Source organism: Pseudomonas sp. GW823-FHT02C02 (genome assembly GCF_058797635.1).
The window spans coordinates 391,120-414,273 of record NZ_JBXAJV010000004.1 but is presented as its reverse complement, the minus strand read 5'-3'; the positions used below and the strand labels follow the sequence as shown (position 1 = coordinate 414,273).

At 59.4% G+C, this 23,154-nt stretch carries 21 protein-coding genes and 2 pseudogenes; 7 read left to right on the top strand and 16 right to left on the bottom strand.

Annotation, left to right across the window (positions count from 1 at the left end; translation table 11 throughout):
- Positions 1–141 precede the first annotated feature (141 nt).
- The 7 genes from tauD to AC1ROI_RS09585 all read right to left on the bottom strand — a co-directional run bounded on the left by tauD (position 142) and on the right by AC1ROI_RS09585 (position 8,556).
- Positions 142–984, bottom strand: coding sequence for a taurine dioxygenase (gene tauD / locus AC1ROI_RS09615; protein ID WP_102593421.1), 843 nt, complete (start codon positions 982–984; stop codon positions 142–144).
- Positions 985–1,123: 139 nt separating this feature from the next.
- Positions 1,124–1,957: a taurine ABC transporter permease TauC gene (gene tauC / locus AC1ROI_RS09610; RefSeq protein ID WP_010464786.1), complete on the bottom strand. Its 834-nt coding sequence runs from the start codon at positions 1,955–1,957 to the stop codon at positions 1,124–1,126.
- Entirely contained in the window at positions 1,954–2,748 is a 795-nt protein-coding gene (gene tauB, locus AC1ROI_RS09605) for a taurine ABC transporter ATP-binding subunit (RefSeq protein WP_102593422.1), read from the bottom strand. Before tauB ends, tauC begins: the two co-directional genes overlap by 4 nt.
- A gap of 16 nt (positions 2,749–2,764) precedes the next feature.
- Positions 2,765–3,742, bottom strand: a complete 978-nt coding sequence (tauA, locus tag AC1ROI_RS09600) for a taurine ABC transporter substrate-binding protein (protein ID WP_010464783.1) — start codon at positions 3,740–3,742, stop codon at positions 2,765–2,767.
- Between the two features lie 242 nt (positions 3,743–3,984).
- A complete protein-coding gene (gene gshA, locus AC1ROI_RS09595; RefSeq protein ID WP_010464781.1) occupies positions 3,985–5,568 on the bottom strand; it encodes a glutamate--cysteine ligase in 1,584 nt (527 codons plus the stop codon).
- 280 nt (positions 5,569–5,848) lie between these two features.
- The gene (locus AC1ROI_RS09590; RefSeq protein ID WP_010464779.1) at positions 5,849–6,232 is read right to left on the bottom strand and encodes a PaaI family thioesterase; all 384 of its coding nucleotides are present in this window, start codon (positions 6,230–6,232) and stop codon (positions 5,849–5,851) included.
- Positions 6,232–8,556 (bottom strand): Tex family protein, encoded by a 2,325-nt coding sequence (locus AC1ROI_RS09585; protein ID WP_010464777.1) that lies wholly within the window; start codon positions 8,554–8,556, stop codon positions 6,232–6,234. Before AC1ROI_RS09585 ends, AC1ROI_RS09590 begins: the two co-directional genes overlap by 1 nt.
- Positions 8,557–8,916: 360 nt before the next feature.
- Here AC1ROI_RS09585 and ompR point away from each other — a divergent pair, with 360 nt between their 5' ends.
- Both ompR and AC1ROI_RS09575 read left to right on the top strand, forming a co-directional pair.
- Positions 8,917–9,657, top strand: coding sequence for an osmolarity response regulator transcription factor OmpR (ompR, locus tag AC1ROI_RS09580; protein ID WP_010464774.1), 741 nt, complete (start codon positions 8,917–8,919; stop codon positions 9,655–9,657).
- Between the two features lie 101 nt (positions 9,658–9,758).
- Positions 9,759–11,072, top strand: a complete 1,314-nt coding sequence (locus AC1ROI_RS09575) for an ATP-binding protein (protein WP_010464772.1) — start codon at positions 9,759–9,761, stop codon at positions 11,070–11,072.
- 131 nt (positions 11,073–11,203) lie between these two features.
- Here AC1ROI_RS09575 and rimK read toward each other — a convergent pair whose 3' ends face one another.
- Genes rimK through rimA form a run of 3 tightly spaced genes read right to left on the bottom strand, consistent with a single transcriptional unit; the run spans position 11,204 to position 13,382 of the window.
- Complete coding sequence (rimK, locus tag AC1ROI_RS09570) at positions 11,204–12,109, bottom strand: 30S ribosomal protein S6--L-glutamate ligase (RefSeq protein WP_007949201.1); 906 nt, start codon at positions 12,107–12,109, stop codon at positions 11,204–11,206.
- Positions 12,106–12,585, bottom strand: a complete 480-nt coding sequence (rimB, locus tag AC1ROI_RS09565; RefSeq protein WP_010464766.1) for a retropepsin-like aspartic endopeptidase RimB — start codon at positions 12,583–12,585, stop codon at positions 12,106–12,108. The genes rimK and rimB overlap by 4 nt, the downstream gene beginning before the upstream one ends.
- Positions 12,586–12,602: 17 nt before the next feature.
- Positions 12,603–13,382, bottom strand: a complete 780-nt coding sequence (rimA, locus tag AC1ROI_RS09560) for a S6 modification regulatory phosphodiesterase RimA (RefSeq protein ID WP_102593423.1) — start codon at positions 13,380–13,382, stop codon at positions 12,603–12,605.
- A gap of 116 nt (positions 13,383–13,498) precedes the next feature.
- Between rimA and AC1ROI_RS09555 the strand changes: the two genes are divergently transcribed.
- The gene (locus AC1ROI_RS09555; RefSeq protein ID WP_077747501.1) at positions 13,499–13,906 is read left to right on the top strand and encodes an RNA-binding S4 domain-containing protein; all 408 of its coding nucleotides are present in this window, start codon (positions 13,499–13,501) and stop codon (positions 13,904–13,906) included.
- 173 nt (positions 13,907–14,079) lie between these two features.
- Here the strand turns inward: AC1ROI_RS09555 and AC1ROI_RS09550 are convergent.
- Positions 14,080–14,298 (bottom strand): annotated as a pseudogene (locus AC1ROI_RS09550) (phosphatase PAP2 family protein); the annotation flags it as partial.
- 102 nt (positions 14,299–14,400) lie between these two features.
- On the opposite strand from AC1ROI_RS09550, the gene hslO reads away from it, so the two are divergent.
- Together hslO and AC1ROI_RS09540 are read left to right on the top strand one after the other, a co-directional pair.
- Positions 14,401–15,303 carry an Hsp33 family molecular chaperone HslO gene (gene hslO, locus AC1ROI_RS09545; protein WP_083375279.1) on the top strand — a complete coding sequence of 301 codons (903 nt, stop codon included), beginning with the start codon at positions 14,401–14,403 and terminating at the stop codon, positions 15,301–15,303.
- Positions 15,304–15,485: 182 nt separating this feature from the next.
- Positions 15,486–17,027 carry a phosphoenolpyruvate carboxykinase gene (locus AC1ROI_RS09540; RefSeq protein ID WP_077747502.1) on the top strand — a complete coding sequence of 514 codons (1,542 nt, stop codon included), beginning with the start codon at positions 15,486–15,488 and terminating at the stop codon, positions 17,025–17,027.
- A gap of 130 nt (positions 17,028–17,157) precedes the next feature.
- On the opposite strand, the gene AC1ROI_RS09535 is transcribed toward AC1ROI_RS09540, so the two are convergent.
- The 5 genes and pseudogenes from AC1ROI_RS09535 to AC1ROI_RS09515 all read right to left on the bottom strand — a co-directional run bounded on the left by AC1ROI_RS09535 (position 17,158) and on the right by AC1ROI_RS09515 (position 20,123).
- A complete protein-coding gene (locus AC1ROI_RS09535) occupies positions 17,158–17,523 on the bottom strand; it encodes a DUF1493 family protein (protein ID WP_077747503.1) in 366 nt (121 codons plus the stop codon).
- Between the two features lie 89 nt (positions 17,524–17,612).
- Positions 17,613–17,768 (bottom strand): annotated as a pseudogene (locus tag AC1ROI_RS09530) (YhfG family protein); the annotation flags it as partial.
- Positions 17,769–17,897: 129 nt separating this feature from the next.
- Positions 17,898–18,197, bottom strand: coding sequence for a hypothetical protein (locus AC1ROI_RS09525; protein ID WP_010464752.1), 300 nt, complete (start codon positions 18,195–18,197; stop codon positions 17,898–17,900).
- A 446-nt stretch (positions 18,198–18,643) separates the two neighbouring features.
- Positions 18,644–19,771 carry a hypothetical protein gene (locus tag AC1ROI_RS09520; RefSeq protein WP_102593424.1) on the bottom strand — a complete coding sequence of 376 codons (1,128 nt, stop codon included), beginning with the start codon at positions 19,769–19,771 and terminating at the stop codon, positions 18,644–18,646.
- An 88-nt stretch (positions 19,772–19,859) separates the two neighbouring features.
- The gene (locus AC1ROI_RS09515; protein ID WP_083375276.1) at positions 19,860–20,123 is read right to left on the bottom strand and encodes a hypothetical protein; all 264 of its coding nucleotides are present in this window, start codon (positions 20,121–20,123) and stop codon (positions 19,860–19,862) included.
- Positions 20,124–20,393: 270 nt separating this feature from the next.
- Here AC1ROI_RS09515 and AC1ROI_RS09510 point away from each other — a divergent pair, with 270 nt between their 5' ends.
- Together AC1ROI_RS09510 and AC1ROI_RS09505 are read left to right on the top strand one after the other, a co-directional pair.
- A complete protein-coding gene (locus tag AC1ROI_RS09510) occupies positions 20,394–20,897 on the top strand; it encodes a polysaccharide deacetylase (protein WP_102593425.1) in 504 nt (167 codons plus the stop codon).
- Between the two features lie 259 nt (positions 20,898–21,156).
- Positions 21,157–23,091 (top strand): RecQ family ATP-dependent DNA helicase, encoded by a 1,935-nt coding sequence (locus AC1ROI_RS09505; RefSeq protein WP_102593426.1) that lies wholly within the window; start codon positions 21,157–21,159, stop codon positions 23,089–23,091.
- Positions 23,092–23,154 lie beyond the last annotated feature (63 nt).

Here is a 23,154-nt window from a genome sequence, read left to right as displayed (position 1 = left end):
TTCGGCACGGGGTCTTGCTGCGCCTGTTCCTGCCTCTTCGCGAGCAGGCTCGCTCCCACAGTGGATTTGTGTCAGGCACAGACCCTGTGGGAGCGAGCCTGCTCGCGATGGGGCCAGAACAGGCAGTAAAGAACTCAGGACTCACCGAAAGAAAGGCACATCCCCCAACACAGTAGCCCGCTGCATCACCCGCCGCGCCGGTCGGTAATCATCCACGGCGTAATGCTGTGTCACGCGGTTATCCCAGAACGCCACGTCATCTTTTTGCCAACGCCAGCGAATGGTGAATTCCGGCCGCGTCGCATGAGCAAACAACAACTTCAAAATCGCTTCACTCTCGGTGTCCGACAGCTCATTGATCTTCGACGTGAAGCCTTCATTGACGAACAACGCCCGGCGCCTGCTCACCGGGTGTGTGCGGATCACCGGGTGCGACAGCGGTGGATTTTTGCGGCGTGCTTCTTCCCACTGGGCCAACGCTTGCGGCGTGTTGCCATATCGCTCCAGCGGGAACGAGCGGGTGAAATCGTGTGTGGCCGTCAGGCCTTCGAGCAAGCTTTTCATCGGCGCGGACAACGCTTCATACGCCGCGATGCCACTGGCCCACAACGTGTCGCCGCCAAACTCCGGCAACAGCTTGGCACTCAGCACCGCGCCCATGGCCGGGGTCGGCAGGAAGGTCACGTCGGTGTGCCAGATCGCGTTGTCGCGCACGTCGGTGACGGCGGTGTCGAGGATCAGCACTTCGGGCTGTTCCGGCACGTTCGGGTAGATCGGATGGATGTGCAGGTCGCCAAAATTCGCAGCGAATCGCGCCTGCTGTTGCGGCGTGATCGGCTGGTCGCGGAAGAACAGCACTTGATGCTTGAGCAGCGCTTGCTCGATGGCGTCGCGCTGTTCCTGATTCAGTGGCTGGCTGACGTCGATGCCGATGATTTGGGCGCCGAGGGCCGAGCTGAGGGGGACGATGGTCAGGTTGCTCATGGTGATTCTCTTTAATCCGGGGTGCCGAGCTTTTGTAGGAGTGAGCCTGCTCGCGATAGCGGAGAGTCAGGCGACAGGGTGGTGGCTGATACACCGCCATCGCGAGCAGGCTCGCTCCCACATTAAGATCCCAAAAAACTCAGTGGGCCTGGCCGTGCCACGGCACCAGTTTGCGTTGCAGGGCGCGCAGGCCCATTTCCATGGCAAACGCGATCAAGGCAATCACCAGAATTCCCAGCACCACCACATCGGTGACCAGGAATTGCGCGGCCGACTGCACCATAAAACCCAAACCGCTGGTGGCGGCGATCAATTCGGCGGCAACCAGCGTCGACCAACCCACACCGAGGCCGATGCGCACGCCAGTCAAAATATCCGGCAAGGCGCTCGGCAGAATCACATGGCGAATCAATTGCGCCCGGGTCGCACCCAGCGACTGCGCGGCGCGCAGTTTGGCCGGGTCAACCGTGCGCACGCCAGTTGCAGTGGCGATGGCAATCGGGGCGAAAATCGCCAAGTAGATCAGCAAGACTTTCGACAGCTCACCGATGCCGCACCAGATCACGATCAGCGGCAGGTAAGCCAGCGGTGGAATCGGCCGGTAGAATTCGATCAACGGATCGAGCACGCCGCGGGCGATGCGGTTATGGCCGATGGCGATGCCGATGGGCACGGCGGTCAGCACCGCGAAACCAAGGCCCAGACCGATACGGCTGAGACTGGCCCCCAAGTGCTGCCACAACGTTGAATCCATGTAGCCGCTGGTCACCAGCAGCCAGCCCTTTTGCAGCACGGCGGACGGTGGTGGCAGGAACAGCGGTTCGATCATCCCTGTGGCGGTGACGGCCCACCAAATGACAACCAGCGCCACCAGCGTCAGCACGCTGATCCACCGAGTGCTGAGGCTGCGACGTGACGGGATGTCCGTGGAACCCGGTTTAACCGCGACGGCGGGAATTTGATAGCTGCTCATGCGCGCTCCTGCCGCTGGGCGGTGCTGCGTTGGGAGAACACTTTGGCGAGTACGTGTTCGCGAGTTTCGATGAAGCGCGGGTCGGACTTGATCGAGCGAGCGGACTCACCGGCCGCATACCGCTGACCGAAATCCAGGCTCAGGCGCTCGACGATTTTTCCCGGATCAGGCGCCAGCAGAATCAGGTCCGTGGCGAGGAACACCGCTTCTTCGATGTCGTGGGTAATCAGGAAAACCGGTTTGGCGGTGCGCTGCCAGACTTGCAGCAGCAGCTCCTGCATCTGTTCGCGGGTGAAGGCGTCGAGGGCGCCGAAGGGTTCGTCCATCAGCAAAACGCGCGGGTCGGCGGCCAGCGCGCGGGCCAGGCCGACACGTTGCTTCTGGCCACCCGAGAGCTGCCAGATGCGGCGACTTTCGAAGCCGGAAAGGTCCACCAGTGCGAGCATTTCCTGAGCGCGCAGTTCACGTTTTTCCCGCGCAATGCCGGCCAGCTCCAGGCCGAAACCGACGTTGGCCAACACGTCCTGCCAAGGCAGCAGGGCGTCGTCCTGGAACACCACGCCGCGTTCGGCGCTCGGGCCTTTGACCGGCACACCGTCAAGGGTGATGCGCCCGGCGCTGGGTTCGACGAAACCGGCAATCAGGTTCAACAGCGAGGTCTTGCCACTGCCGGACGGGCCGAGAGCTACCAGCAACTGCTGGGGGCCCAGGCTCAGGGAAATATCCGCCAGTACCGGTTCGGCGGCGCCGGGGTACTGTGCGCTGATGCGCTCCAGCTGTAGCAAAGCCATCGCAGTTAACTCCCGATCAGTTGGTGATGTACTTGGCGCTGACGTAAGGGGCGTAGTCCGGCAGCACGGCCTCGACCTTGCCTTGTTCCTTGAGGAAGGCGGCGGTGTCGGTAATGGCCTTGGTGGTCGGTGCGCCGAGGGTGATCACTTGGTCAGCCGCCAGCGGGAAGACGTTGCCTTGCAGCAACAACGGAATGTCGCTGGCCTTGGCGCCCGACAGTTTGACAAGCTTGTCCACGTTGCTTTGATTGGCCAGCCAGGCTTTCGGGTCTTTGCGGTAATCGGCGTAGGCGTCGAGGGTCACTTTGGCGAACGCAGTGACGATTTCCGGGTGCTTCTCGGCGAAGTCCTTACGCACGATCCAGGCATCGAAAGTCGGAGCGCCGAACTTGGCCAGCTCGCCGGAGGTAATCAGCACTTTGCCGTTTTCCTTGGCGACTCCGAGGGCTGGGTCCCACACGTAAGTGGCGTCGATATCACCGCGTTTCCACGCCGCGATGATGGCGGGCGGAGCGAGGTTGAGCACGGTGACCTTCGACGGATCGATGTTCCAGTGCTTGAGCGCCGCCAGCAGGCTGTAGTGGCCGGTGGAAACGAACGGCACGGCGATTTTTTTGCCGATCAGGTCTTGCGGAGTCTTGATCCCGGAGCCTTCGCGGGCGACCAGGGCTTCAGCCGCGCCGATCTGGGTGGCAATGAGGAAGGTTTCTACCGGGACTTTGCGGGTGATGGCCGCCGTCAGGGGGCTGGAACCGAGGTAGCCGATCTGCACGTCGCCGGAAGCGATGGCGGCGATGATGTCGGCGCCGTTGTCGAATTTGCGCCAGTCGATCTTGGCGTTGGTGGCTTTTTCGTAAGCGCCGTCGGCCTGGGCGACCTTCGCCGGGTCAACCGTGGTCTGGTAGGCGACGGTCAGGTCAGCCGCCTGGGCAAACAAACTCGCAGCAGCCAGAGACGCGGCCACCAAGAGGCGAAGAGAGAAATTCAGTTTCATTGAGAAGCTCCTTGTCAGGCGACCGAGAGTCGGCGTGAAAGGAGACTAAATGATCTAAGAATCCGAAAATAAATAACTTTTTCGAATGAGCTTATGAGCGGAAAATTCTAAGGGAGACCGCAGTGCGGCCATCGCGGGCAAGCCTCGCTCCTACAGATTCGGGGTCGAGTCACAAATGGGGACCGACACAAAACTGTAGGAGCGAGGCTTGCCCGCAAAAAGGTCTGAAGGACCTTCTGATGTTAGTTGCTGATCGCCAGAATGCTCGCCTGATACGACCCGACAAACACATCGAAATCGCCGACTTCGTTCTGCTCCAGCGCCACCTGCTCAGCCAGCGAGGAGCGTGCGCGTTCTTCAAACTTCGCCTGATCTTCGCTATTCAACGGCTCGCTGCGGAAAAACTCCGCATGCGCCTGGCTCTGGCGCAGGGAGAACTGGGCAAAGCTCTCCTTGTGTTCAGCCATGGCCGCCAGCACTTGTGCTGAAGGTGTGCGCGACGAATCCTTGACCTTCTCCATCTGCACGTCCAACGCCTTGCTGTGGGCATCGCCGCCATGGCTTTGATCAAGCAGCGCCGCGAGCGGAGCTATTTTTTCCAACAATTCGCCGGCCCATTCCTTCAGGTCGACCGGTTGACCGTCACGCTGCAGTTGCAGGCCCGGACGACGACCTTCCTTGACCACGCTGAGGAAGTTCGAGGTCGCGTTGCCGCACGAAGTATTGGTCAGCAGCGGGCTGTCGTTCAGCGCGCAATACAGCAGGAACGCGTCGAGGAAGCGCGACTCTGGCAAATCGATGCCCATCGGCAGGAACGGATTGATGTCCAGGCAACGCACTTCGACGTACTGAATGCCGCGGGCCACCAGCGCCTGGATCGGCCGTTCGCCGGTGTAGGTCACGCGCTTCGGGCGGATGTTGGAGTAGTACTCGTTTTCGATCTGCAGGATGTTGGTGTTGAGCTGAACCCACTCACCGTCCTGATGCGTACCGATTTCGACATACGGTGCATACGGCGTGGCGACCGCTTTGCGCAGGCTGTCGGTGTAGCTGGCCAGATCGTTGTAGCACGGCGTCAAGCCGGCCTGGGCGTTGCTCTGGTAACCCAGGTCACTCATGCGCAGGCTGGTGGCGTATGGCAGGTACAAGGTGTCCGGGTCCAGTTGCTCCAACTGGTGCGAACGACCGCGCAGGAAACCGGCGTCCAGCGCAGGGGAGGCGCCGAACAGGTACATCAGCAGCCAGCTGTAGCGGCGGAAGTTGCGGATCAGCGCAATGTAGGCTGACGACTGATAGTCGCGGTCGGTGCCGACAAAGCCTTCAGCCTCTTTAAGCAGTGGCCAGAGCTTTTCCGGCAGGGAAAAGTTGTAGTGAATCCCGGCGATGCACTGCATGGTCTTGCCGTAACGCAGGGCCAGGCCCTTGCGGTAGACGTACTTGAGCTGACCGATGTTGGACGTGCCGTAATAGGCGATCGGGATGTCTTCCTCGGCCGGCAACGGGCACGGCATCGATGGACTCCACAGAAACTCGTTGCCGAGCTTGCTGTAGGCAAAACGGTGAATCTTGTCCAGGCTCGCCAGCGTATCGGCTGGGTCTGGCAGGGCCGGGGTAATGAATTCCAGCAGCGACTCGGAATAGTCGGTGGTGATTTGTTCATTGGTCAGCGCGGAACCCAATGCTTCCGGGTGCGGCGTTTGCGCCAGGCGACCTTCGCCGGTCACGCGCAGGCATTCACGTTCGATGCCGTGAAGGCACTGTTCGAGCAGAGAGAGGTTAGCGCGCTCGCCAAGCAGAGCCAGGCGGCGGTTGAGAAGTTCGCTCAAGTTGGATTCCTTCACGCGTCAGTCGCCCCAATATGGGGGTGGGCAAGACGGTCTACAAGGGTGAAGTTGAAACTGGCGTTTTCGCCTGGTTTTTGGACCGTACACGGCTGCTGACAGCAGCCAAGGAATTCCCTGTGGGAGCGAGCCTGCTCGCGAAGAGGGCGTGTCAGTCAACATTGATGTTGTCTGATACATCGCCTTCGCGAGCAGGCTCGCTCCCACAGGAAACTTCGGCGCTGCAGTCACAGCGCCGAAATTAACTCAAATCGATGACTTCTAGCTACAGGACAGCGAACGTGCCTTGTGCTTTTGCGACGAGTTTGTCGCCTTGCATCACGTCGGCTTCGACCACCAGCGTGCGCCGGCCCGGGTGAATCACCCGCGCCGTGCACATTACTTCACCGTCGGAAACGGCGCGAATGTAGTTGATCTTGCACTCGATGGTCGCGCTCTGCTGGTCAAAGCCGTGGGTGCTGGAACAGGCCAGCCCCATGGCAATGTCCACCAGACTGAACAAGGCCCCGCCGTGCAGCTTGCCGCCGCGATTGCGCAGCTCTGGCGCAAGCCCCAGGGCGACTTGCGCCACCCCGGCTTCCAGACTGTGCAAGCGACATCCCAGCAGCTTGAAAAAAGCGCTTTCGGTCAGCCCGGCAGGGATCTCCATCAGCGTTTCTTCAACTGCTTGGCGTTGGCAAACAACGATGCCATGGCGTTGTTGGCCGGGGCCGCCGCCGTGGTTTCCTTACGCGGTGCGTTGTTCTGGGACTGGCGTGGCGCCGACCCCGGACGTGCACCACGAGCGCCGTCGATTTTCTCGCCCGGGGTGTCGCTCATGCGCATCGACAGACCCACGCGTTTACGCGGGATATCGACTTCCATGACCTTCACTTTCACCACGTCTCCGGCCTTTACCGCTTCGCGCGGATCCTTGATGAACTTCTCCGAAAGCGCAGAGATGTGCACCAAACCGTCCTGATGCACGCCGATGTCGACGAACGCGCCGAAGTTGGTCACGTTGGTGACGACGCCTTCGAGGATCATCCCCAGTTGCAGATCCTTGAGGTCTTCGACGCCTTCCTGGAACTCGGCGGTCTTGAACTCCGGACGCGGGTCACGGCCCGGTTTTTCCAGCTCTTGCAGAATGTCGGTGACCGTTGGCAGACCAAAGGTTTCGTCGGTGTACTTCTTCGGGTCGAGACGCTTGAGGAAACTCGCGTCGCCGATCAACGAGCGAATGTCACGGTCGGTCTCAGCGGCAATGCGCTGCACCAGCGGATAGGCTTCCGGGTGAACCGCCGACGAATCCAGCGGATTGTCGCCGTTCATGACGCGCAGGAAACCGGCCGCCTGTTCGAAGGTTTTCTCGCCCAGACGAGCGACTTTCTTCAACGCCGCACGGGTTTTGAACGCGCCGTGCTCGTCGCGGTGGCTGACGATGTTCTGCGCCAGGGTCGCGTTGAGGCCGGAGATGCGGGCGAGCAGCGCCACGGAGGCGGTGTTGACGTCCACGCCCACGGCGTTCACGCAGTCCTCGACCACGGCATCCAGGCCACGCGCCAGTTTCAGCTGCGACACGTCGTGCTGGTACTGGCCGACGCCGATGGATTTCGGATCGATCTTCACCAGTTCGGCCAGCGGATCCTGCAAGCGGCGGGCAATCGACACGGCGCCACGGATCGACACGTCGAGGTCCGGGAATTCCTTGGAAGCCAGTTCCGACGCCGAGTAAACCGATGCACCGGCCTCGGAGACCATGACCTTGGTCATCTTCATCGCTGGGTATTTTTTGATCAGCTCAGCGGCGAGCTTGTCGGTTTCACGGCTGGCGGTGCCGTTGCCAATGGCGATCAGGTCCACGGCATGCTTGGCGCACAGGGCTGCCAGAATCGCGATGGTCTGGTCCCATTTGTTGTGCGGCACGTGCGGGTACACCGTGGCGTGATCCAGCAGCTTGCCGGTGGAATCGACCACGGCGACCTTGCAACCGGTGCGCAGGCCCGGGTCGAGGCCCAGGGTGGCACGCGGGCCGGCCGGGGCCGACAGCAGCAAGTCGTGCAGGTTGTGGGCGAACACGTTGATCGCTTCGGTTTCCGCGCCATCGCGCAACTCGCCGAGCAAATCGGTTTCGAGGTGGGTGTAGAGCTTGACCTTCCAGGTCCAGCGCACCACTTCGCCCAGCCATTTGTCGGCGGCGCGGTTCTGGTTCTGGATGCCGAATTGCTGGCCGATCATGCCTTCGCACGGGTGCATGGTGCCCGGCAGCTCGTCGCCGACTTTCAGCGCCGAACTCAGGATGCCTTCGTTGCGGCCACGGAAAATCGCCAGCGCGCGGTGCGACGGCATGCTTTTCAGCGGTTCGTCGTGTTCGAAGTAGTCGCGGAACTTGGCGCCTTCCTCTTCCTTGCCGGCGATGACGCGGGCACTGAGGGTCGCTTCCTGCTTGAGGTAGCTGCGCAGCTTGTCCAGGAGGCCGGCGTCTTCGGCAAAGCGTTCCATCAGGATGTATTTGGCGCCTTCGAGGGCCGCCTTCACATCGGCCACGCCTTTTTCGGCGTCGACGAAGCGTGCGGCTTCGGCGTCTGGCGTCAGGGTCGGGTCGTTGAACAGGCCGTCGGCCAGCTCGCCGAGGCCGGCTTCCAGGGCGATCTGGCCCTTGGTGCGGCGCTTCTGCTTGTACGGCAAGTACAAGTCTTCCAGGCGGGTCTTGGTGTCGGCGAGTTTGATGTCGCGTTCGAGTTGCGGGGTCAGCTTGCCTTGCTCCTGAATGCTGGCAAGGATGCTGATACGCCGTTCGTCGAGTTCTCGCAGGTAGCGCAGACGCTCTTCCAGATGACGCAACTGGATGTCATCGAGGCTGCCGGTCACTTCTTTCCGGTAACGGGCGATGAAGGGAACGGTAGAGCCTTCATCGAGTAGCGCGACGGCCGCTTCGACCTGTTGTGGGCGTACACCGAGTTCCTCGGCGATGCGGCTGTTGATGCTGTCCATAAAACCACCTGACAAATTGTGAAAGCAGGCTCGCAGGCGCAGGGATAAAGGCTCGGCGAGTCTGGTTGAGCGGCCTGGCGTGCGCCGCTACCTGGATCAACAGGTATCCCATTGACCCGTGAAATCGAACAATGACTGCCGGCGCCATGAAAATAAAAAGCGGCCACCTGTAGCCGTGATCAGACGTTGCCTGACACAAAAGGCCGCGCATTATAACCAGCGTTCTATCATTCAGGGGCATCGCAGGCATTAGCGCGAGGGCCGGATTTCTGGCAGTGAAGGAAAAATCTGCTAACAATGCACACGGTGCGTATAACGGCAGCTACGCCATAATGCGCGCCGAGATCAAAGGAGCATCCAATGAGCAGCACTGCAAACAATGCTGAAGGCGAAAAAATTCTTATTGTTGACGACGATCCAGGGCTGAGCAGCCTGCTGGAACGCTTTTTCGTCAGCAAGGGCTACCGCGCCCGCGCCGTGCCGAACACCGAACAAATGGATCGCCTGCTGGCGCGTGAAGTGTTCAACCTGGTCGTCCTCGACCTGATGCTGCCCGGCGAAGACGGTCTGACCGCCTGCCGCCGGCTGCGCACGGCGAACAATCAGATCCCGATCATCATGCTGACCGCCAAGGGCGATGAGCTGAGCCGCATCAAGGGCCTGGAACTGGGCGCCGACGATTACCTGGCCAAGCCCTTCAACCCGGATGAGCTGATGGCCCGTGTCAAAGCGGTCCTGCGCCGTCAGTCGACGCCTGTGCCGGGCGCACCGGGCAGCGAAGACGAAAGCGTGACCTTCGGTGACTACGAACTGTCCCTGGCCACCCGCGAACTCAAGCGCGGTGACGAAGTGCACATGCTGACCACCGGTGAATTCGCGGTGCTCAAGGCCTTGGTCATGAATGCGCGTCAGCCACTGACTCGCGACAAGCTGATGAACCTGGCCCGGGGCCGCGAATGGGATGCCCTGGAGCGTTCCATCGACGTGCAGATTTCCCGTCTGCGCCGGATGATCGAGCCTGACCCATCCAAACCGCGTTACATCCAGACGGTCTGGGGCGTGGGCTACGTGTTCGTTCCGGATGGCGCCGCCACCAAGTGATCGGCGATTTGTAGGAGCGGGTCTTGCGGACAATCGTCCGCAGACTCGCGATCCGCAATATGCGAGCATCGCTCGCTCCTGCAAGTGTGTAGCGGTTATTCATGAAAACCCCCGTTTGGTTCCCCCAGAGTTTCTTCTCCCGCACCCTGTGGCTGGTGCTGATCGTCGTCCTGTTTTCCAAGGCACTGACCCTGGTTTATCTGTTGATGAACGAAGACGTGCTGGTGGACCGCCAATACAGCCATGGTGTCGCCCTGACGCTGCGCGCTTATTGGGCCGCTGATGAAAAGAACCGAGAGAAAATCGCTGATGCTGCCACCCTGATCAGGGTCGTGGGCGCGGGTGTGCCGGAAGGCGAGCAACATTGGCCTTACAGCGAGATCTATCAGCGACAGATGCAGGCTGAGTTGGGTGCCGACACCGAAGTGCGATTACGCATGCACTCACCGCCGGCCCTGTGGGTTCGGGCACCTAGCCTGGGCGATGGCTGGTTGAAAGTGCCGCTGTATCCGCATCCGTTGCGCGGCCAGAAGATCTGGAACGTGCTCGGCTGGTTCCTTGCTATCGGCTTGCTGTCCACCGCCTCGGCGTGGATCTTCGTCAGCCAGCTCAATCAACCCTTGAAACGTCTGGTGTATGCCGCACGGCAACTCGGCCAGGGGCGCAGCGTGCGCCTGCCGATCAGTGACACGCCGAGCGAGATGACCGAGGTGTATCGCGCCTTCAACCAGATGGCTGAAGACGTTGAGCAGGCCGGTCGCGAGCGCGAGCTGATGCTGGCCGGGGTGTCACACGACCTGCGTACACCGCTGACCCGTTTGCGCTTGTCCCTGGAATTGATGGGCGACCACAACGACCTCACCGACGCGATGGTGCGTGACATCGAAGACATGGACGCGATCCTCGACCAGTTCCTCGCGTTTATCCGCGATGGTCGTGACGAGTCTGTCGAGGAAGTGGACCTGATTGACCTGGTTCGTGAAGTCGCTGCGCCGTATAACCAGAACGAAGAAAAAGTGCGTCTGCGCCTGGAACCGATCCAGGCGTTTCCCTTGCGTCGGGTGTCGATGAAGCGGCTGCTGAACAATTTGATCGGCAACGCGTTGCACCATGCTGGCAGCGGGGTTGAGGTGGCGGCTTATGTCTCCGGTGATACCAGCGCGCCGTATGTGGTGCTGAGCGTCATGGACCGTGGCGCAGGGATTGATCCGTCGGAACTGGAGGCGATCTTCAACCCGTTCACCCGGGGTGATCGTGCCAGGGGCGGGAAGGGGACAGGACTTGGACTGGCCATCGTGAAGCGGATCGCTTCGATGCATGGCGGGAATGTCGAGTTGCGCAATCGGCCGGGTGGCGGGCTTGAAGCTCGGGTGCGGTTGCCGCTTGGGCTTATGTTGCCGCGGGATGCGGTTTAACAGCTGACTACTCCGATCATTCCCACGCTCTGTGTGGGAATGCAGCCCTGAACGCTCGGCGTCCCAGCAACAGCCGAACGCGGAGCGTCCGTTAGAGCATTCCCACGCAGAGCGTGGGAATGCTCAGTGGGTCAGCCCTTGCCTTTGGTGCGCGTCATATTCGGCCCGCCATTCTTCTCAAGATGCTCGATGATGATCCCCGCCACATTCTTCCCGGTGGTGGTCTCGATCCCTTCCAGCCCTGGCGACGAGTTCACTTCCATCACCAGCGGCCCGTGATTGGAGCGCAGGATATCCACGCCCGCCACCGCCAGCCCCATGACCTTGGCCGCCCGCAACGCGGTCATGCGTTCTTCCGGGGTGATCTTGATCAGGCTGGCACTGCCACCGCGATGCAGGTTGGAGCGGAACTCCCCAGGCTTGGCCTGGCGCTTCATCGCCGCGATCACCTTGTCGCCCACCACGAAGCAGCGAATGTCCGCGCCCCCGGCTTCCTTGATGTATTCCTGAACCATGATGTTCTGCTTCAGGCCCATGAAGGCCTCAATCACCGACTCTGCCGCCGTCGCCGTTTCACACAACACCACGCCGATGCCTTGCGTACCTTCCAGCACCTTGATCACCAGCGGTGCGCCGTTGACCATGTCGATCAGGTCGGGAATATCATCCGGTGAGTGCGCAAACCCGGTCACCGGCAAGCCGATGCCGCGGCGCGAGAGCAATTGCAGTGACCGCAGTTTGTCCCGCGAACGGGCGATGGCCACCGATTCATTGAGCGGGAAAACCCCCATCATTTCGAACTGACGCAACACCGCGCAGCCATAAAACGTCACAGACGCACCGATCCGCGGGATCACCGCGTCGAAACCTTCCAGCGGCTTGCCGCGGTAATGGATCTGCGGTTTGTGGCTGGCAATGTTCATATAGGCGCGCAGGGTGTCGATCACCACCATTTCATGTCCACGCTCGGTACCGGCTTCGACCAGACGACGAGTGGAATACAGACGCGGGTTCCGCGACAGCACAGCGATCTTCATGCAACACCTGTGGAAGAGGTAGATACCGGGAACACCGGCTTGTCTTGTACATATTTGATGCCCGGATTGACCACCAGTTGGCCGTCGATCAGGGCTTTGGAGCCGAGGAGCAGGCGATAACGCATGGACTTGCGGCAGGCGAGGGTGAATTCGACCCGCCATACCCGATCACCCAGGGCCAGTGTGGTGCTGACCACGTAACGCATCTGAGCGTGACCGTTGGAGCTTTTGATGGTTTTGCGCGTCACCAGTGGCGCCTCGCAGCGTCGATGGCGCAACTGCACCACCGTGCCCAGGTGCGCGGTGAAGCGCACCCAGCTTTCACCGTCGCGCTCGAACGGCTCGATGTCGGTGGCATGCAGGCTTGAGGTGCTGGCGCCGGTGTCGATTTTTGCGCGCAGGCCCGCGACTCCCAGATCCGGGAGCGCCACCCACTCGCGCAGACCGATAACGGTCAAATGGTCAAATGTCTTCAATAGGAAAAAACCGGCGATTAACGCGTCCAGGCCTCAGGTGCTACCTGGGCCAACGCTTTGAATGCAGGCTTGGCGAACCAGTAACCCTGCATCAGAAATATTCCACAGTCCGCCAGGAAATCCCGTTCTCCGGCGCTTTCGATGCCTTCGGCGATGACTGTAACGTTCAACTCCGCACACATTGTGACAACCCCTCGGACGATCGCCTGACGAACACGGTCGCGATCGACATCGCGGATCAGTGCCATGTCGAGTTTGATCAGGTCCGGTTGGAAATCAGCCAGCAGATTGAGCCCCGAGTAGCCCGCGCCGAAATCGTCGATGGCGGTCTTGAAGCCGAATTCGCGGTATTCACGCAGAATATTAGTCAAATGGCGATAGTTATCTACGTGCTCGCTTTCCAGGGTTTCGAAAATCAGCCGGTTGATGGGGAAGTTGTGTGTTTTCGCGGCTTCCAGAGTGGTGCGGATGCACAGCTCCGGGCGGTACACGGCGTTGGGCATGAAGTTGATGGACAAGTGTGTCTGCATGTTTAGATTGGCCGCTCCTGCAATGGCGCGGGTCCGGCAGAGCTGGTCGAAGCGGTAGCGATTTTCCTCGGTGACTTGGTCGAGCACCGACAGTGCGCCTTCCCCGGCAATGCCACGCACCAACGCTTCGTGAGCAAAAACTGATTGGTCGCGCAGATCGACGATCGGTTGGTAGGCAAAAGAAAAATCGAAGCCCAGCGGCTCGCTTTGCTGGCAGCCCTGGCAACCGCCCTGAGGCGAGGTCAATGAAGACGGGAATATAGTCACTCGATCACTCCATGCCGGTGAGCCGGCCAAGATCACAGTCTATCTGGGGGGCCGAGTTCTTGCGCCCGACAGAAACGGTAGTACAGTTCCGACTATGGGCTGAAAGAGGAATTCCAGTGGCACAAAAAAACGAAGAGGACGACAAGGTCCGTCTCGATAAGTGGTTGTGGGCCGCGCGTTTTTATAAAACACGTGCCTTGGCCAAGGCGGCAATTGAAAGCGGCAAGGTGCATTGCCGGGGTGAGCGCTGCAAACCGGGCAAGGAGCCGAGGGTGGGCGACGAGTTTCAGATTCGTGTGGGGTTCGAGGAACGCACGGTGGTGGTTCAGGCGCTATCGATTGTGCGCCGTGGCGCGCCAGAGGCTCAGACGTTGTATGCGGAAACCGATGCCAGCATCGCCAAGCGCGAAGCGGCTGCGGCCATGCGCAAGGCGGGCGCGTTGGGCATGAGCACCGATGGCAAGCCAAGCAAGAAACAGCGGCGGGATTTGTTTAAGTTTCGTGGGAGCAGTAACGACGAGTGAGGTAGATGCTTCTGTGTCGTCTGGGCTGAAGTCTTCGCGGGCAAGTCACGCTCCCACAGGTATAGCGCAGACCTTTGTGGGAGTGAGCCTGCTCGCGATCGAGTGCGCAGCACTCGCCGGCAGCACTACAAAATCAGGCCCTAAGCACCACACTCATCCGCGAAACTCCCCACATCGAATGGGCGCAGACTTGCAATCGCCCAGATGCGTAGCCATATCGGGTTGCTGGCCAGCGGCGCATTCAGCAGATGAAACAGCCACTCGTCGAAAATCACACACAGCATCTGACCCGTAGGCCATAACCAAAAGGCCAGCAGCGCCAGAGGCACGAAATTGCACAGAGCCAACCGGCGCAGGTTCCACCTTGCTTGGAACAAACCCGGATTGTTCATAAAATGCCTCCCATGGCTGAACGTCGCGCACCAAAGTGGTGCTGCAAAGGCGCAATTTTCACGATTTGTAACCATTTTGTCATTACTTCAGAACCCAGACCTATGACCGATCTACCGGATACCGACTACACCCAACGCTTCATCTTCGATGACAGCGACACCCGCGGCGAGCTGGTTTCGTTGGAACGGAGTTACGCTGAAGTCCTCGCCAAACACCCGTATCCGGAGCCGGTCGCGCAATTGCTCGGCGAACTGATGGCGGCTGCGTCATTGCTGGTCGGCACGTTGAAGTTCGATGGCTTGCTGATTCTTCAGGCCCGTTCCGACGGTCCGATTCCGCTGCTGATGATCGAGTGCTCCAGCGAGCGTGAAATCCGTGGCCTGGCCCGTTACGAAGCCGACCGGATTGCCCCCGACGCGACCCTCGCCGACCTGATGCCCAATGGCGTGCTGGCACTGACCGTCGACCCCACTCAGGGTCAGCGTTACCAAGGCATTGTCGACCTGGATGGCGAAACCCTGTCGGAGTGCTTCACCAACTACTTCGTCATGTCGCAACAGGTTGGCACCCGGTTCTGGCTGTACGCCGATGGCCGTCGCGCCCGCGGCATGTTGTTGCAGCAGCTGCCTGCCGACCGCTTGAAAGACCAGGAAGAGCGCGAGGACAGTTGGCAGCACATCACCGCGCTGGGCAACACCCTGACCGCCGACGAATTGCTGAGCCTGGACAACGAAACCGTGCTTCATCGCCTCTACCATGAAGAACAGGTGCGCCTGTTCGATGTGCAGAGATTGCGTTTCCGTTGCAGCTGCTCGCGAGAACGTTCGGCCAATGCTCTGGTCAGTTTGGGCATGGAAGACGCGCAGGCGCTGGTCATCGAGCACGGCGGCAACATCGAGATCGATTGCCAGTTCTGCAACCAGCGCTACCTGTTTGACGCGGCCGATATCACCCAATTGTTCGCCGGTGCGGGTGTCGAGACACCGTCAGATACCCGGCACTAAAACGGTTCAGCGCAGGTAAATTCACTGGATAGCGCCGGAATAACGCCGTTCTGACGGGAGGGCCCTACTATTTTTGGGCGTTTCTGGCATAATCCGGCCCACTTTTTGTCGCGGTAGTAGTGCACGACTTTCTACTACAAAACGTTTGGAGCACACTCGGCCACTGGCCGACGGGGAATCTCATGACGCAAGCCAATAACGCCGTGTACACCGATCTGAGTGTTGATGATCTGGTAAAAGAAGCTCTGAATCGCGGTGAAGGCGAGCTTGCCGACACTGGCGCACTGGTTGTTCGCACCGGTCACCGTACCGGCCGCTCGCCAGTCGACCGTTTCATCGTTGAAGAGCCGTCCACTCAGGCCGCCATTGCCTGGGGCCCGATCAACCGCAAGTTCCCGGCCGACAAGTTCGATGCCCTGTGGGACCGCGTCGAGGCCTTCAATAACGCGCAAGAACATTTCGTTTCCCACGTCCATGTAGGTTCGGCTGAAGAGCACTACTTGGCCGTGAAAATGACCACTCAGACGGCTTGGCAGAACCTGTTCGGTCGTTGCCTGTTCATCAACCCGGCTCAGTACAACCCGGCCGGTCGTGAAGAGTGGCAAGTTCTGAACGTCGCCAACTTCGAGTGCGTTCCAGAGCGTGACGGCACCAACTCCGACGGCTGCGTGATCATTAACTTCGCCCAGAAGAAAGTGCTGCTCGCCGGCATGCGTTACGCCGGTGAAATGAAGAAAGCCATGTTCTCGGTGCAGAACTTCCTGCTGCCGGCCGCCGACGTGCTGCCAATGCACTGCGCTGCCAACATCGGTGAAGCGGGCGACGTGACCCTGTTCTTCGGCCTGTCGGGCACTGGTAAAACCACCCTGTCCGCCGACGAAAGCCGTTACCTGATCGGTGACGACGAACACGGCTGGGGCGAAGGCGTTGTCTTCAACATCGAAGGCGGCTGCTACGCCAAGTGCATCGACTTGTCCGAGAAGAACGAGCCGGTCATCTGGAAAGCCATCAAGCACGGCGCCGTCCTGGAAAACGTCGTAATCGACGATGCCAAGCACGCCGACTACGCCGACGTCAGCCTGACCCAGAACAGCCGCGCCGCTTACCCGCTGGAGCACGTTGCCAAGCGTTCCGAGAAGAACCTCGGTGGCGAGCCAAACGCTGTGATCTTCCTGACCTGCGACCTGACCGGCGTACTGCCGCCAGTCTCGATCCTCAGCGAAGAACAAGCGGCCTACCACTTCCTGTCCGGCTACACCGCACTGGTGGGCTCGACCGAAATGGGTTCCGGCAGCGGCATCAAGTCGACCTTCTCCACCTGCTTCGGCGCACCGTTCTTCCCGCGTCCGGCCGGCGAATACGCAGAGCTGCTGATCAAGCGCATCCGCGGCTTCGGCTCCAAGGTTTACCTGGTCAACACCGGCTGGACCGGCGGCGGCTACGGCGTTGGCAAACGCTTCAACATCCCGACCACTCGTGGCGTGATTGCAGCGATCCAGAGCGGCGCGTTGATCGGTGCAGAAACCGAGCACCTCGACACCATCAACCTGGACGTGCCGTTGGCAGTGCCGGGCGTTGAGACTGGCCTGCTGAACCCACGTAACACCTGGGCTGACAAGGCTGCTTATGATGAAGCGGCCAAGGCGTTGGCTGGGTTGTTTGTTGAGAACTTCAAGAAGTTTGAAGTGAGCGACGCGATCAAGGCTGCGGGTCCTAAGCTGTAAGGCTTGGATTTAGCGAATGAAAAAGCCGCCCTTTGAGGGCGGCTTTTTTGTGGGCGTTTGGTTTCACCATCCAACTCACAACTGCCAATATTCCAGCTGTGTTGGCGCTAAACGACCAGAATAATGGCACTTATGTGTTGGGCTCGATGCCTTCCAGTTGCTGCGTATCCCACCGTTGCATTTTGATCGCTTGGTAAAGCATGCCGATGGTCAGCGGGATTTTGTCACCGCGACCCTTTGCCTTTCGCTTGAGATGCACATCAAACCCTTCGGGCTGAAAGTAGCGATAGGCGTCGTAGTCATCGAGGTCGATCCCGAACTGTTGTTCCAGCGATTCCATCAAATGCCGCGCATCAGCGCCATTGCAGCCCAGGTCGAAGTTGATCGAGGTGGTGAGGCTGATGGTTTTGCGTTCGGGCAGGCCGAGCTCTTCGTGCAACAGCTGCATGAGCAGGTGCATGACTTGGTCGTCGGGGAAGTTGGGGGAGAGGTTCATTGCGGGGGTGTCCGGTTGGGCTTGGATGGATCTTATTGATCGGCAGGCTTGTGGGGAAGGGCGGGAGCGGGTTGTGACGGTTTGTCTTGTTGGTATTTGGCGAGCGCTTCTTCTCGCGTAGGCAGTGGTTTGTCGAGGTCTGCCGGTGATGTGTCGAAACCAGCGAGATGCAGACTGGCCAGGTAATTAGAGCGGCACACCTTTTCGTAGTGCGCTTGTTTGTGTTTGAACGTTAATTCAGACATCACGATTGTCTCAGGCGTTGAAGGCTTGATCGAATGCAGCCCGGGACGCTCTGCGTCCCAAGAGCCGAACGCGGAGCGTCCGTGGAGGCATTCCCACGCGGAGCGTGGGAACGATCTTTTCACTCGGCGTCAGGCCGGTGCTTTCCAGCCCATCATGCGTTGTTGGGCGACTTGGAGCAGGTCGCAGCCGTCCTGGGCCAAGAGGTAGAGCGCGTGGGTGATGTGGGGGATGTCTTCGACGTCGCCGTGTTTGAAGCAAACGCAGTGCAGGGTTTTGAGGAGGTCGCTGGAGGCTCGGATGCGCTGGAGGGCGGCTTCGAGGATGTCCTGGGGGTTGGCCTCTGTGTCGATGATCAGGGGCGGGGAATCGGTTAGGTTGGTTTGCAGTGGTAGGTAGCGATCGGTTGTGGACGGGTTCCATGTATTCATTTTATGTATTCTCAAATGCATTAGATGAAGCCACTACCATCGTGACCAAGCGATGGAGGCGGACTGTGTTCGGGTTGGTCAACCGTTGGAACCCATAAAGGCCGGCACGCCTAAAGGCGTCCCAAACACAGCCACCATATAGCGTGCAGACACTTGAGTGCCGGCAGCATACAACGGACGCGTTTATGTATTCCATCGGGTGACCAAGCCCGGTCGCTGATTTGTCAGCGACAGTCACGACTATAGATACGAGCCATCAAGCAGCGATAGACGACAAAGAGTCTCCGCTTGTAGGACCTGGCCGAACCTTGGCTAGGCCCTTTCCATAGGAATTTTCCGCGGCGCAATTTCTCGCGTTTTTTCGCCATCAGCCTCATCGCGTCCTCATCAGAAATGCTCGGCGTGAATCATCAAGGTTGACCTGAACCTGCTCCCACACCCATCACTTAACCAATATGCTGATAAGCCCCCACATCCTGCAGGCCAGTGGTCAACCCAGTCGCCGGCGCGTAAATCGTGCCTCTCACCGCCGAGAACTTGACCCCGTTGCTGCCTAGCGAAACGTAGCGCTCGCCCTGGTCCAGTTCGGTGAAGAAGGTGTACGAGCACTTTTCCATCGCTTTGTATTTCGCGGCGGCGCTGGCCATGGCGTTGTGGTGGTTTTGCAGGTCGGTCGGGGTCAGGTTGGTGGTTTTGTTCAGCGGCACACCCCAGCGTTTCAAGCACACTTCGGCAAAGTGGCGGACGATCAGGCCGGGTTCGGCCAGCGCTTTAGGGCCGCTGACACCATCGGCGGCGGCGTTGCCGACCAGCGTGCCGTGGCGGCCGGGCATCGGGTAGATGTGAGTGCGGGTGCCGGTGGCCGTTTGCGGGATGACGCAGCTGAAGCCTTTGGAGCGTTCGTCCCGGGCGTAGAAGCCAACGTATTCTTTTACGTTGGCATTCAGTTTGACTTTGTCTTCCTGGAAGTTACCGACGCCCGGTACCGGGTCAATGGCAAAGATGTTCACCGGAATGTTCTTCAGTGCGCTGTCCTTGAACATGGCATTGGCCAGCATATGGCAACTAATGCCGCCGCGGCTCCAGCCTACCAAGTTGACGTTGGTTGGAATAACGCCGTCCTTACGGAATGTTTTGATGATTTGTTCCTGTAACTTCTGTTGGGTCACGCTGCGGTCGCCGTAGTTGTACTTGCGCCACAACCAGGAACCTTCGACGATCACATCTTCAATAGGGATTCCGGCAGCCTTGAGACGGTTGTATTCAGCCTCGGTCAGTTTTTCACGTTCCCAGTCGCATTTGCCTTTGATGATGTTGATGGCGTGTTTGACGTTTTCTTCCCATCCCTTGCCGAACAGCGTGCCGCTCAGGCCGTAGTCCCCGGATTTGGTGAACAGCTCGTCGGCTTGCAGGTTGCTGGTGCCGGGGCCGTCAATCACAATCCATTCGGCAAATTCGCGGCCGCCGTGATGGGAAGCCAGTGTCGAGACCAATTCGCCGTTCCAGTAAGTCGGGTTCTGGTTGTCGAATTTGGTCGAGCCGGTGCCGCAGAAGAAAATAGTTAATGTAGTCATTGTAGTGCTCTTGATGGGTTTAAGAGCTTGCAGACTAGTGTTTGTTATTTGCAAGTTGAAGAAGTTAGTTGTTTCTGTATTTGTGTTTTTAAAGTTCTGTTCGTTGTCTTGCAACTTCAAGAAGTTCGCAGCCGTCCTGCGTTAATAAATAAAGTGCATTCACTATATGAGGAATATCCTTCAAATCCGCCTGTTTGAAGCACAGGCAGTAAAGTGTTTCGAGCAGGTCGCTGGCGGCGCGCAGACGTTGGTGGGCGGCGTCGAGGATTTCGTGAGGGTCGGCCTCGGTGTCGATGACCAACACGGGCGATTCGCTGTAGCGGGTTTTGAGCGGGCGATAGCGGTCTTGCATGAGGTCCGTCCTGTTTTCAGCGGCGACGCAAACTATAGAGGCGTACTTCCTGGCGTCGCAATACAGCGAAAATGGACGGGATTTGTAGGGGATTTACTTGCGTTGTGGCTTTTTGCCTACGTGTACCCCGAGGCTTTTTTCAGCAAATCCCCTAGAGGTCGAATTTCCTACGTGTTTGTCAGGCGCAACGCAGCAATCCTCTGTATGGTGCGCGCCAGAATCTGTAGGACGTTTCGAAAACGTCTGTTCAATGCTTAAAGGGAATTAGGTATGCAATGGCTACGTATGGCCTCGATTTTGTTGCTGTGGGCAGGTGTTTGTCGTTTGGCGGGTGCAGCTGACACGGATAACTCTTTGATCCTCGCCAATATGGATCGCACCGGTTGGCCAGATGCGATGACAAGCCAGGCCAATGTGGACACTGCATCCCGCGCCGAAGTGTTGATGTTCGGTAAGGCGCTGCTGGCCAGCGAAATGCTCGACGAACAAAGTCTGAAACAGCGACTGGGCGTGCAGGATGTAAAGCTCAAGTCGGTCAGGCGAGTGCGTGACGGGTTGTGGGATCGGTTGCTGATCACCTACCGCGGCGCCAGTCAGAACTGCGACGGCGAACCCTTCTGCCCTCGCGTGCGAAGCGTCGCCGATTTGCGTCAGTTGGCGGCGGCCTTCACGGGTGAAATCAGCCCGGCCCATGCGGTTTGGGTGAGCAAGAGCCAAACCGTTCACGAGCAAGCGCTGAATGATCAATTGCGTGTGGCGGTGTTAGTGCCCTGAGGGCTCTCGAAAGTCTTGCGGAGACTGCTCTGGTCTTTTCGCGAGCGGCTCGCTCCCACACTATTTTGAAATGCATTTCCCTTTAGGAGTGGGCCTGCTCGCGATAGCGATCTGAACGCTGCCCAACCCTCATGCCTTGCCGTGTCCAGGTTGCATCCGCTGTATCATCCCGTATCGTTTTGGTCCCCGACCTTTTCTCGACTCGCTGCGTTTGCCGGCTAGGCTTTGGGCTTCGCAGCGGTCAACGGAGTGACAGCTTATGCACAACACCCTGGAACAGGTTTTCGGTTATCCACAGTTTCGGCCCGGCCAGGAGGCGGCGGTCAGCGCGGTGTTGGCCGGGCGCTCGGCGGCGGCGATTTTCCCCACCGGCTCAGGCAAGTCCCTTTGTTATCAATTGCCGGCGCTTTTGCTGCCGCACCTGACGCTGGTGGTCTCGCCGCTGCTGGCGTTGATGCAAGATCAGTTGGCGTTCCTTCAACGCCATGGCATTGCGGCGGGCAGCATCGATTCGGCCCAGAGTCGGGACGACGCAAGTGATGTGATGGCCCGGGCCAGGTCCGGCGAACTTAAGATTTTGATGATCTCTGTGGAGCGCCTGAAGAACGAGCGCTTTCGCAATTTCCTGCAGCAGGTGCCCATCTCGTTGTTGGTGGTGGACGAGGCGCACTGCATCTCGGAGTGGGGCCACAATTTCCGTCCCGACTATCTCAAGCTTCCCGACTACCAGCGCCAGTTCAACATTCCGCAGGCGCTGCTGCTGACCGCCACTGCGACGCCCAAAGTGATCGCGGACATGGAGGCCAAGTTCGCCATCGCACCCGAAGACGTGGTGACCACCGGTTTCTACAGGCCGAACCTCAATCTGCTGGTCGAGCCGGTACGCGGTCAGGACAAGCGCCGACGTCTGGTCGAATGGATGAGCGAACGTCCTGGCCAGCCGAGTATCGTCTACGTCACCCTGCAAAAAACCGCCGAGCACATCGCCGAACACCTGGGCCGTAACGGCATACAGGCCGAGGCCTATCACGCCGGTTTGCCCCACGAACAACGCGAAGCCATTCAAAAACGGTTCATGGGCGGGCAGTCCAATTGCATCGTCGCCACCATTGCCTTCGGGATGGGGATCGATAAGAGCGATATCCGCAACGTCGTGCATTTCGACCTGCCCAAATCCATCGAAAACTACAGCCAGGAAATCGGCCGTGCCGGGCGTGACGGGCAACCGTCCGACTGCCTGGTGCTGGCCAATCGCGACAGCCTCAACGTGCTGGAAAACTTCGTCTACGGCGACACGCCGGAACTGGACGGCATTCGTTGTGTGCTCGATGAGATGCAAGCTGCCGCGCCAGAGGGGCAGTGGGAGTTTCTGTTGGGGCCCTTGTCGGACCAGAGCAACATTCGCCAGTTGCCGCTCAAGACTTTGCTGGTGCAACTCGAGCTGCGTGGCTTGATTGCCCCGCGTTACGCCTATTACGCCGAATACCGCTTCAAGTATCTGCAAGAGCCGGAAGCCTTGCTGGCCCGCTTCGAGGGCGAGCGAAGAGACTTCGTTGCAGCCATCATCCAGACTTCCAGCCGTGCGCGGACCTGGGCTACGGTGAATTTCGACGCGCTCTATGAACAGCATCAGGCCGAGCGTAACCGGGTGGTCAAGGCGCTGGATTATTTCCAGGAGAAAGGCTGGGTCGAGCTGGAAAGCAAGCAGATGACCGAGGTCTACAGCCTGCTGCAAGCGAATGTCGACAGTCAGGCACTGAGCGCCGAACTGCACGCCTATTTCACCCAGCACGAACGTACCGAGATTGCTCGGATTCACGCGATGCTGGATCTGTTTGCCACCGACCACTGCCTGGGCTATCGCCTGGCCGAGTACTTCGGCGATGAAAACGCGCCTCGTCAGTGTGGACATTGTTCGGTGTGTCATGGGCACGTGGCGCGACTGCCATCGCCGCCGGAATTGCCGGCGCTTGTGGATAAAAACTTTGAAGCGCTGTGCGATGATTTTATCCACAGGCATGAACAGCACACCGGCAATGTGCCGTCGGCTGAACGCGTAACGCGATTTTTGTGCGGGATCAGCGTGCCGCTGTTTACCAAGCTCAAGGCGCGTTCGATATCGGGATTTGCGGCGCTGGAAAATTATCCGTATGCCGACGTGCGGGAGTGGGCTGAACAACATCTCGCAGGCTGAACTGCGCCCCCCTGTAGGAGTGAGCCTGCTCGCGATAGCGGATTGTCAGCCGCTGTCGTTGTT

Excerpts from the sequence above, each read along its gene's own strand:
- tauD (WP_102593421.1), bottom strand. The coding sequence starts at position 984 with ATGAGCAACCTGACCATCGTCCCCCTCAGCTCGGCCCTCGGCGCCCAA.
- tauC (WP_010464786.1), bottom strand. The coding sequence starts at position 1,957 with ATGAGCAGCTATCAAATTCCCGCCGTCGCGGTTAAACCGGGTTCCACG.
- tauB (WP_102593422.1), bottom strand. The coding sequence starts at position 2,748 with ATGGCTTTGCTACAGCTGGAGCGCATCAGCGCACAGTACCCCGGCGCC.
- tauA (WP_010464783.1), bottom strand. The coding sequence starts at position 3,742 with ATGAAACTGAATTTCTCTCTTCGCCTCTTGGTGGCCGCGTCTCTGGCT.
- AC1ROI_RS09590 (WP_010464779.1), bottom strand. The coding sequence starts at position 6,232 with ATGGAGATCCCTGCCGGGCTGACCGAAAGCGCTTTTTTCAAGCTGCTG.
- AC1ROI_RS09585 (WP_010464777.1), bottom strand. The coding sequence starts at position 8,556 with ATGGACAGCATCAACAGCCGCATCGCCGAGGAACTCGGTGTACGCCCA.
- ompR (WP_010464774.1), top strand. The coding sequence starts at position 8,917 with ATGAGCAGCACTGCAAACAATGCTGAAGGCGAAAAAATTCTTATTGTT.
- AC1ROI_RS09575 (WP_010464772.1), top strand. The coding sequence starts at position 9,759 with ATGAAAACCCCCGTTTGGTTCCCCCAGAGTTTCTTCTCCCGCACCCTG.
- rimK (WP_007949201.1), bottom strand. The coding sequence starts at position 12,109 with ATGAAGATCGCTGTGCTGTCGCGGAACCCGCGTCTGTATTCCACTCGT.
- hslO (WP_083375279.1), top strand. The coding sequence starts at position 14,401 with ATGACCGATCTACCGGATACCGACTACACCCAACGCTTCATCTTCGAT.
- AC1ROI_RS09540 (WP_077747502.1), top strand. The coding sequence starts at position 15,486 with ATGACGCAAGCCAATAACGCCGTGTACACCGATCTGAGTGTTGATGAT.
- AC1ROI_RS09535 (WP_077747503.1), bottom strand. The coding sequence starts at position 17,523 with ATGAACCTCTCCCCCAACTTCCCCGACGACCAAGTCATGCACCTGCTC.
- AC1ROI_RS09525 (WP_010464752.1), bottom strand. The coding sequence starts at position 18,197 with ATGAATACATGGAACCCGTCCACAACCGATCGCTACCTACCACTGCAA.
- AC1ROI_RS09520 (WP_102593424.1), bottom strand. The coding sequence starts at position 19,771 with ATGACTACATTAACTATTTTCTTCTGCGGCACCGGCTCGACCAAATTC.
- AC1ROI_RS09515 (WP_083375276.1), bottom strand. The coding sequence starts at position 20,123 with ATGCAAGACCGCTATCGCCCGCTCAAAACCCGCTACAGCGAATCGCCC.
- AC1ROI_RS09510 (WP_102593425.1), top strand. The coding sequence starts at position 20,394 with ATGCAATGGCTACGTATGGCCTCGATTTTGTTGCTGTGGGCAGGTGTT.
- AC1ROI_RS09505 (WP_102593426.1), top strand. The coding sequence starts at position 21,157 with ATGCACAACACCCTGGAACAGGTTTTCGGTTATCCACAGTTTCGGCCC.